The 8,563-nt window shown below is 62.4% G+C and carries 8 protein-coding genes; 2 read left to right on the top strand and 6 right to left on the bottom strand.

The window, feature by feature from the left end; genetic code table 11:
• The first annotated feature begins 318 nt into the window (after positions 1-318).
• Positions 319-1,584 (top strand): epoxide hydrolase family protein, encoded by a 1,266-nt coding sequence (locus AC1DVH_RS22640; RefSeq protein ID WP_477755698.1) that lies wholly within the window; start codon positions 319-321, stop codon positions 1,582-1,584.
• A gap of 12 nt (positions 1,585-1,596) precedes the next feature.
• Here AC1DVH_RS22640 and AC1DVH_RS22635 read toward each other — a convergent pair whose 3' ends face one another.
• Positions 1,597-2,613, bottom strand: a complete 1,017-nt coding sequence (locus AC1DVH_RS22635) for a M14 family zinc carboxypeptidase (RefSeq protein ID WP_477755697.1) — start codon at positions 2,611-2,613, stop codon at positions 1,597-1,599.
• A gap of 117 nt (positions 2,614-2,730) precedes the next feature.
• Here AC1DVH_RS22635 and AC1DVH_RS22630 point away from each other — a divergent pair, with 117 nt between their 5' ends.
• On the top strand, positions 2,731-3,366 hold the full coding sequence (locus tag AC1DVH_RS22630) for a TetR/AcrR family transcriptional regulator (RefSeq protein WP_477755696.1): 636 nt from the start codon (positions 2,731-2,733) through the stop codon (positions 3,364-3,366).
• Positions 3,367-3,429: 63 nt separating this feature from the next.
• Here AC1DVH_RS22630 and AC1DVH_RS22625 read toward each other — a convergent pair whose 3' ends face one another.
• From AC1DVH_RS22625 to AC1DVH_RS22605, 5 genes are all read right to left on the bottom strand, one after another.
• Positions 3,430-4,128 carry an ABC transporter permease gene (locus AC1DVH_RS22625; RefSeq protein WP_223533165.1) on the bottom strand — a complete coding sequence of 233 codons (699 nt, stop codon included), beginning with the start codon at positions 4,126-4,128 and terminating at the stop codon, positions 3,430-3,432.
• A gap of 18 nt (positions 4,129-4,146) precedes the next feature.
• Complete coding sequence (locus tag AC1DVH_RS22620; protein ID WP_477755695.1) at positions 4,147-4,860, bottom strand: ABC transporter permease; 714 nt, start codon at positions 4,858-4,860, stop codon at positions 4,147-4,149.
• A gap of 172 nt (positions 4,861-5,032) precedes the next feature.
• Positions 5,033-5,815 (bottom strand): transporter substrate-binding domain-containing protein, encoded by a 783-nt coding sequence (locus AC1DVH_RS22615; protein ID WP_477755694.1) that lies wholly within the window; start codon positions 5,813-5,815, stop codon positions 5,033-5,035.
• Positions 5,816-5,842: 27 nt separating this feature from the next.
• On the bottom strand, positions 5,843-7,846 hold the full coding sequence (locus AC1DVH_RS22610; protein WP_477755693.1) for an aminotransferase class I/II-fold pyridoxal phosphate-dependent enzyme: 2,004 nt from the start codon (positions 7,844-7,846) through the stop codon (positions 5,843-5,845).
• Between the two features lie 157 nt (positions 7,847-8,003).
• On the bottom strand, positions 8,004-8,563 hold a 560-nt coding region (locus AC1DVH_RS22605), incomplete at its 5' end, for an MFS transporter (RefSeq protein ID WP_477755692.1).

Below are 8,563 nucleotides of genomic sequence, written 5' to 3'. Positions count from 1 at the left end.
CCCAGCTAGCAGGGCCTGCTGCGCAGTCCAACGGGAGCAAGCTCCCTCGCCACACTTTTGTATGTTTGATGTTGGCTGGGCGATCGCCATCGCGAGCAAGCTCGCTCCCACAGGGATTCGGGGTGGTCTCCCCGCCACGCTTACACCCACATCACCCGATGCTGCTCGATGAGTTTCGCCGATGGTCGCCCCGGTGCCATCGTCCGCGAAACCTTCTTGCGTGCCCCGTCGAACGAGATCAGTCTCAGGAGCAGCATCGGCCTTCGCCCCTGCGCTCCGGGCACAGACGAGCGCGTACCTCTCAGCGAGGATATGAAGATGAAATCTGCTTTCGTCGTTCTGCTGATGACCCTCGCTCTCTGCCACTCGCCCCTCGTCAGCGCAGCTCCCGCCGCCAACGCCGTTGTGCCCTTCCACGTCGATATCCAGGATCAACAGCTCACTGACCTGCGTAACCGCATCGCGGCAACGCGCTGGCCGGACAAGGAGACGGTGGGCGATCGATCACAAGGTGCACAGCTGGCGAAACTGCAGGAGCTGGTTCGCTACTGGGGCACGAACTATGACTGGCACAAGGCCCAGGCGCAGCTCAATGCCTTGCCCCAGTACACGACCACCCTCGATGGGGTCGCTATCCATTTCATCTGGGTGCGCTCGCCCCGGCCGAATGCTTTACCGATGATCCTGACCCACGGTTGGCCAGGCTCGGTACTGGAGTTCATCAAGGTGGTCGGCCCGCTCACCGATCCGGCTGCTCACGGGGGCAATAGCGCGGATGCATTCGACGTGGTGATTCCGTCGATCCCCGGCTACGGCTTCTCCGGCAAACCGACTGAGCCCGGATGGGACCCGGACCATGTGGCCCGGATCTGGGGGCAATTGATGCAGCGTTTGGGGTACTCCCGCTACGTTGCCCAGGGTGGCGACTGGGGTGGCCCCATCACGAGCGCCATGGCGCGCCAGTCCGTGCCCGGGTTACTGGGCATTCACCTCAACCTGCCGGCGACGGTCCCGCCGGAAGCGACCGCAGCACTTGCTGCCGGCGGTCCCGCGCCTGTGGGGTATTCCGAGCAGGAGCGTGCGACCTACGACGCGCTGGCCGCATCGATTAAACAGGGAAACCTGGCCTACAGCGCGATGATGGCCGCGCGGCCGCAGCTGATTGGTTACGGCGTAACGGATTCTCCGGCGTTCCTCGCAGCGTTCATGCTCGGTCACCCGGGATTTTCCAAGTGGTCGTATGGCGCCGACCCACAGCAATCGCCAGGCAAGGATGAAGTACTGGACGACATCACGTTGTACTGGTTGACCAACAGCGGCGCCTCGGCAAGTCGGCTGTATTGGGAAAACAAAGGGCGCAGCCCGCTTTTTTCTGCGGCACAGAAGACCGGCGACATCACACTGCCGGTGGCCGTCACGGTATTCCCTGATGATGTCTATTTCCCGCCGGAGAGCTGGGCCCGACGCGCCTATCGCAACCTGATCTACTTCCATCAGGCTGCCAAGGGCGGCCATTTCGCCGCGTGGGAACAGCCGGAGCTGTTTGTCGAGGAGCTGCGCACGGCGTTTCGGCCGCTGCGCTGAATCACCTTCGTATCAATTGGGGTCCAGCAACCCGCCACTCCAGTTACGCGACACCCGGCTGCCGGTGAATTTCGCCACCCCCATACCCTGGGGTATCAGGCGATCGCGATACCGCGTCACCAGGCGCCCCGCTTGCTCGGCGTGCAGCACCACTTCGGAAGACGGGTCGCCCGGCCGTCCAAGGATTCGTGCAAAACGCTGGCCTTCTTCGACAAAATCCCCCAGCTCTTTTTCGAAGATCAGCACGCCGGGTTGCGGCGCGAGGATAGTTTCCATGTGGCCCATTTCCACGGCTTCGACGGGCCAGTCTGCAGGCGCCACTGACTCATCGATGACGCCGCAACTGCACAGCCAGTCGTACAGCCCTTCGGCATCCGACTCGGCGAAATGATCGCTGACATCGCCCTGCCCGCGCAGCTCCAGGGTCGCAGCCATGCGGTGCTCGGTGACGCCTTCGCGCAGCCACGGGGCAATGATGGTTTCCTCGAAGGAGCCATCGTCGCCGTCATCCCAGATGATCGCCACGTCCATCTTCATCGCCGCCGCCAGTTCGCGGCCACGGGGCCAGAAACTGCGGTGCACGTACAGGTACGGTAGCGCCTCGTCATCGGTGTGCAGATCGAGTATCACATCGGCCGGGGCGGCCAGTTGCACCAGTTTCTTTTGCCATTGCTGAACGCAGGTCGAAGGTCGTTCCATGGCCGCCGACTGGTCGAACGAACGATTGAAGTTATGCCCGGTGGCGTCATGGTAACGACCGAGGATCCGTCCCTGGCGAAACTGCCCGATGCCCAGCGGATTGGCCTGCGGCACCACGGTGATGTTGCCTTTGAGCCGGCCCTGGGTTTCGGCGGTTTGCAGTCGTTGCATCAGCAGGTGCAGGACCAGCATCCCGGCGATTTCATCGGCATGTACGCCGGCTTGCAGGTGCACGTTTGGCCYGCTGCCGTCGCCGGCATAGCGCCAGGCACCGACCCGCACAGCATCGCCGTTGTTGTTGCTGACACTGAACGAAATATCCTGCGGCATTGGCTTTCCCTCCTGTCATGACCGTTGAAAAACGCTGTATCGCTGCTGTCGAGGCTGGTGATTGAACAGACGTTCAACTAAGCTCGGCAGCGTGGAACCTCACCCAAGGACAGCCTTGTGACGACCGATGCCCCGAAAAACCGCCGCGCCGAACCCGATGACCGTCGCGAAATGCTGGTAGCCGCCACCCTGCGCTGCCTGAGCCGCGACGGTCACGCCGGGATCTCCGTGCGACGCATCGCTACCGAAGCCGGGGTGTCCGTGGGGTTGCTCAACCATCACTTCGGCAGCATCGAGGCACTGATCGCCGACACCTACCAGCGGCTCGCCAGTGAACTGACCACGGCCCTGCTCCAGGAAATCGAACAGGCCCAGACACCCGCGCAAAAGGTCGATGCCTTCCTGGAAGGCTCATTCTCGCCCAGGGTCATGGACCCGAAACTGCTCGGTGTGTGGGTGGTGTTCTGGAGCCTGATCCGTCACTCCGAACACGTCAGCCAGTCCCACGAAAAAAGCTACCGCGCCTACCTCGATCTGATCCGCCAGTTGCTCGACGGGCTGGCCGCCAGCGAAGGCTTCGTGATTCACGACACCCGCCTGGCCGCCATCGGCCTATCGGCGATGCTCGACGGTCTCTGGCTCGAGTGGTGCCTGAACCCCGAGACCTTCAGCGCCGCCAACGGACTGCATATCTGCCGCTGCTGGATAAAAGGGCTGCGTCACGGGGCATTCAGCACCGACGACGCCCTGTGACGGATGCCGGCCGAAGATCATCGCCAGGGTGCCGCTGACGGCGGTCTACCCTTGTCGAACTCATCAGGCCGACCTGCGTACCGGCGTCCCGCGCCGCTCGGCAAAGGCAAACAGCGCTTCGATCAGGAACGTCAGGCAGACATACACCCCGGCCACCAGCAACAAGGGTTCGTACACCTGCAGGGTTTGCGCGCGGACCACGTTGGCGGCGCCGAGCAGATCGATCACGGCGATGGTCGACGCCAGCGCCGTGGACTTGAGCAGCATCACGGTTTCCCCGGCCAGGGTCGGCAGCAACAGGCGCATGGCCCGGGGCAAGCGTACCCGCAGCAAGGACTGGCGCGCGGTCATGCCGAAGGCCGAGGCCGCTTCCATTTCACCCTTGGGCACCGCCAGCAGGCCACCGCGGATCACTTCGCCGACATAAGCGCCGACCGACACCACCAGGGCGAACACGATGTACCAGTAACCGTCGCGCAGGTAGGGCCAGAGGAAACTGCCGCGAATCAGCGGGAACTGGGCAAACAGGCTGCCCAGGCCGTAGTAGAAAATGTAGATCTGGATCAGCAACGGCGTACCGCGGGTCACGCTGGTGTAGAACAGGCTGACCTTGGCGATCACCTTGTTTTTCGAAATCCGCGCCAGCGCCACCAACACCGCCAGGACAAATCCGAACACACTGGCGATCAACAGAATCGCGAGGGTGGTTTGCAGCCCACGGCCCAACAGTGCCGCGTATTCAACTATCCACGCTGGAATCATTTCATTCTCTCTGCCGGTTCAGTCAACAAGAGGCATCCAGCGACGAATACGTCGCTCAAGCCGACCCGACACATAGTTCGACGCCAACGTCACCGCGTAATACAACGCGGCAGCCGTGAGGTAGAACAACAGATAGTGGCGCGTCGATCCCGCGCCTTGCTTGGCGGTGTACAGCAGCTCGTTGGTGCCAACCACGCTGATCAGCGCACTGTCCTTGATCAGGTTGATCCACAGGTTGGCCATCCCGGCCATGGCGTAAGGCGCCATGATCGGCAGCGTGACCCGGCGGAACAGGCCGAAACCGTTCAGGCCGAATGCCTTGGCCGCTTCGATCTGGCCGAAGGGAATCGCCTGGATCGCCGCGCGGAAAATCTCCGAGGCGTACGCGCCCTGCACCAGCCCCAGCACCACGATGGCCGCCAGCGGACCGCTGACATTCACCACGTCGTAGCCGAGCCGGGTCATCAGCGAATTGAGGAGCATGGAGCCGACGTAGTACAGCAACAGAATCAGCAGCAATTCCGGCACCGCCCGGAACAACGTGGTGTAGCCGCGCATCAGCGCTGCAATCGCCTTCGGCGCGCCCAGCTTGAGGCACGCCACCACCAGCCCGATGGCCAGCCCGAGCACAAAGGCCCCGGCGGAAATCTGCAGGGTCATCCAGAGCCCCTTCAACAGCGCACTGCCCCATCCCTGCTCGGTGAAATTGATCAGATCGAACATTGTCGGCATTTCAGTCTCCAGTATGCGGTCGTGAACACACCGCCGGATCCTGTGGGAGCGAGCTTGCTCGCGATGAGGCCATGCCAGTCAATATCAATGGTGACTGAACCACCGCTATCGCGAGCAAGCTCGCTCCCACAGGGATCTGCTTTTCCTCAGGACTTGCGCTTCGCCCATTCAGTCAGAACGCCGGCTTCACGCTGGTGCCGAAGTAGCTCTGGGACAGCTCGTCATAGTCCTTGCTCGCCAGCAATTCCTGGATGGCCTTGTCGAGTCTGGCCTTGAGTTCGGCGTCGTCCTTGCGCAGGCCGGCTCCCACGCCTTTGCCGAAGATCGGGTCGTAAGGCACGGTGCCGAGGTAGGCCAGGTCCTTGGCGTCCGGGGTCTTGATGAACGCGGCCATGGCGGTGCCGTCGGCCATCATCAGGTCGATGCGCCCGGCAATCAGGTCGGCGTTGGCCGAGTCCTGGGTGTCGTAGTACTTAACGTCGGCAATTTTTTCGTAGTAGGTCTTCAGATAACTGGCGCTCACGGTCGAGTTCTGCACGCCGATGATCTTGCCCTTGAGGTCATCCGGGTACTTCTTCACCGACGCCTCTTTCGGGCCGACGACGGCAATCGCCGAATCGTAGTAGGCCTTGCTGAAGGCGATCTGTTTTTCGCGTTCTTCGGTCACCGACATCGAGGAAAAGATCACGTCGATCTTCTTCGCCAGCAGCGACGGAATGATGCCGTCCCACGCCACTTCCTTGATCTCGCAATCGGCTTTCATTTCGCTGCACAGCTTGTGGATCAGGTCGACTTCGAAGCCTTTCCACTCACCATTGGCCTGCTTTTCGGTGTACGGCGGATAGGGTTCCGCTGCCACCGCGAACCTGATCGGCTGCGCTTGGGCCGTACTCATGCCGGCCAGCAATACGCAGGCCGCACCGGTCAACCAGTTTGCAAAACGTCGATTTCCCATGTTGTTTTCCCGTCTTTTTATGATGAGTTAGCGAGTCTGATGAGCGTTGACGAATTGTCGGCAACGCTCGCTGCGTGGGTGTACGAACACTTCGTCCGGCGAACCGGTTTCCTCGATCAGCCCTTGATGCAAAAAAGCGACTTTGGAAGAGACATCGCGTGCGAAGGCCATTTCATGAGTCACCAGGATCATGGTCCGGCCTTCTTCGGCGAGGGAGCGGATCACCCGCAGCACTTCCCCGACCAGTTCCGGGTCGAGTGCCGAGGTGGGTTCATCGAACAGCATGACCTTGGGCCGCATGGCCAGGGCCCGGGCGATGGCCACCCGTTGTTGCTGTCCCCCGGAGAGAAACGCCGGGTACTCGTTGCGCTTGGCCGCAAGGCCGACGCGTTCGAGCAGGGCTTCGGCCCGCTCTGTGGCCTCCGCACGGCTTTCACGCAGGACCTGGGTCGGCGCTTCGATGAGGTTTTCCAGCACCGTGCGATGGGGCCAGAGGTTGAAGTTCTGGAACACCATGCCCAGGCTCGACCTTATGCGCACAAGCTGTTTGGCGTCCGACACCAGCGGTGCGCCGGGGCGATTCTGGTTAAGGTGAATGCTTTCGCCATCGACCAGGATGCGGCCCTGGTCCGGCACTTCGAGCATGTTGATGCAGCGCAGCAAGGTGCTTTTTCCCGAGCCGCTGGCACCGATCAGGGAGATCACGTCGCCCTCGCGGGCGGTCAGGGAAACGCCCTTGAGCACTTCGATATTGCCGAAGCGTTTGTGCAGGCGATCGACTTCGATCATGGTCTTGACCGCGGCCCGTTCGACGGTCGCAGTACTGGTCACCGTGCCGATCACCAACCTCGGCGCTTCGCCATTGAGCACTTGAACAAAGCCGCGAATGCGCTGACAGGCCTGGGCCAGGCGCTCTTCACTCAGGGTAAATGAAAGCCGCACAAAACCCTGGGCCGGCTCGCCGAATGCCGCCGCATCCAGCACCGAGACACCGGCTTCGCGCAGCAGGCGCCAGGCGAATTCCAGCGAGGTCAGGCCGGTGCCACGCACGTCCACCAGCACGAACATGCCGGCATCGGGGTTGAGCACGCTGATGCCCGGGCAATTCGCCAGGCCGGACACCACCAGGTCGCGGCGCCGACGATAGATCTCGCGCATGCCGTGGGTGACTTCGTCATGGGACTGCACGGCCTTGAGCGCCGCTTCCATGACAAACCCGGGCAAGCCATACAGCATGCTCAGCACCAGGGTTTCGACATGGTTGACCAGGGCTTCATGGGCCACGACCCAGCCGATGCGCCAACCGGTCATGGCATGGGATTTCGACAGGCTGCCGATCACCACGCAACGCTCGGCCATGCCCGGCAACGCCGCCAGGCTCAGGTGTTCGCGCTCGTAGGCGAGGCTCTCATAGACCTCGTCCACCACCACCCACAGGTCACGGGCGATGGCGAGGTCGGCGATGGCTTGCAGCTCTTCGCGGCCCAGCACCACGCCAGTGGGGTTGTTCGGGTTGGAGAAGAAGATCGCCCGGGTGCGCGGGGTAATGGTCTTGGCCAAGACGGCGGCATCAAGGCGGAAACCCGAGTCCGCGGCACAGGGTACCCGCACCAGCGTGGCGCCGGACGCCTTGAGCGTGGCTTCGTAGGTGACGTACATCGGATCGAAGGCAATCACTTCGTCGCCAGCACCGAGCAGGCACATCGAGGTGGCGAACAAGGCGTTCTGCGCACCTGCCGTGAGAATGAYGTTGGACGCCTGCAGTTCGCGGTCGATCAGTTGGCTGTAGCGGCCGGCAATGGCCTCGCGCAAGGCCTGGCGGCCGGCGATCTCGGTGTAGTGGGTATCCCCTTCACGCAAGGCGTGGATGGCAGCGTCGGTGATGAAATCGGGGGTGGGGAAATCCGGGTCGCCGACGCTGAGGATGATCACGTCCTCGCCATTGCGCTGTGCCGCGCTGGCCGCGTAGTGAATATCCCAGGCGGCAACGCCTTGGCCACTGATCCGCTCTACAAAGGGTGAAAACCGCATGCCAGTGCCTCGTTCGAATTGAAGAAACGCAAGCCCGCAACCAGCCGGGGGAAGGTGGCCCCCAACATAGTCGAGACTGAACACTCGTTCAACAGAAAACTCGCAAGGCTTCGCGTTCAGCGCAAACAGGTCGTTTTCACGACAGCCGCGCCGTTTTTCAGCACTGCGCAATCAAGCGACGTGAAGCGATTTTGCTGACCGCGCCAATCACCAGCGCAATGACGATCAACCCGGCGGCGACGGCGAACGTCAGCCGCATCCCCTGTGCGATGGCCTCAGGTTGCGCCTGCAAAATATCCTGGCTGGCCGTGCCGAAGGCGAACACTGCCCCCATGACCGAGGCGCCCGTGATCARCCCGAGATTGCGCGACAACCCGAGCAAMCCGGACACCACACCACGCTGCTGCGMCTCAATWTCCRGCATSACGGCGGTATTGTTSGCCGCCTGGAACAGCGCATAWCCGGCGGTAATGACAGCCAGCGGCACGATGTAGCCGGGCACACCGAACGCCATCGGCAAGGCCGGCAGGATGCAAGCGCCGGTCAACATGGCGATCAATCCAATCGTGCTGGCTCGATACGTGCCCAGACGATCGACCCATCGGCCCGCCGGTACGCCTGCCAGTGCGACCACCAGCGGCCCCGTCGACATTGCCAACCCAACGCTCGCTGCATTCAACGTCAGTGCGCCAGTGAGGTAAAACGGCCCTACCACCA

Source organism: Pseudomonas sp. P4_C3, assembly GCF_056402075.1.
Note: the sequence above shows the minus strand (reverse complement) of the source record. Positions and strands in the feature narration are given on the sequence as shown.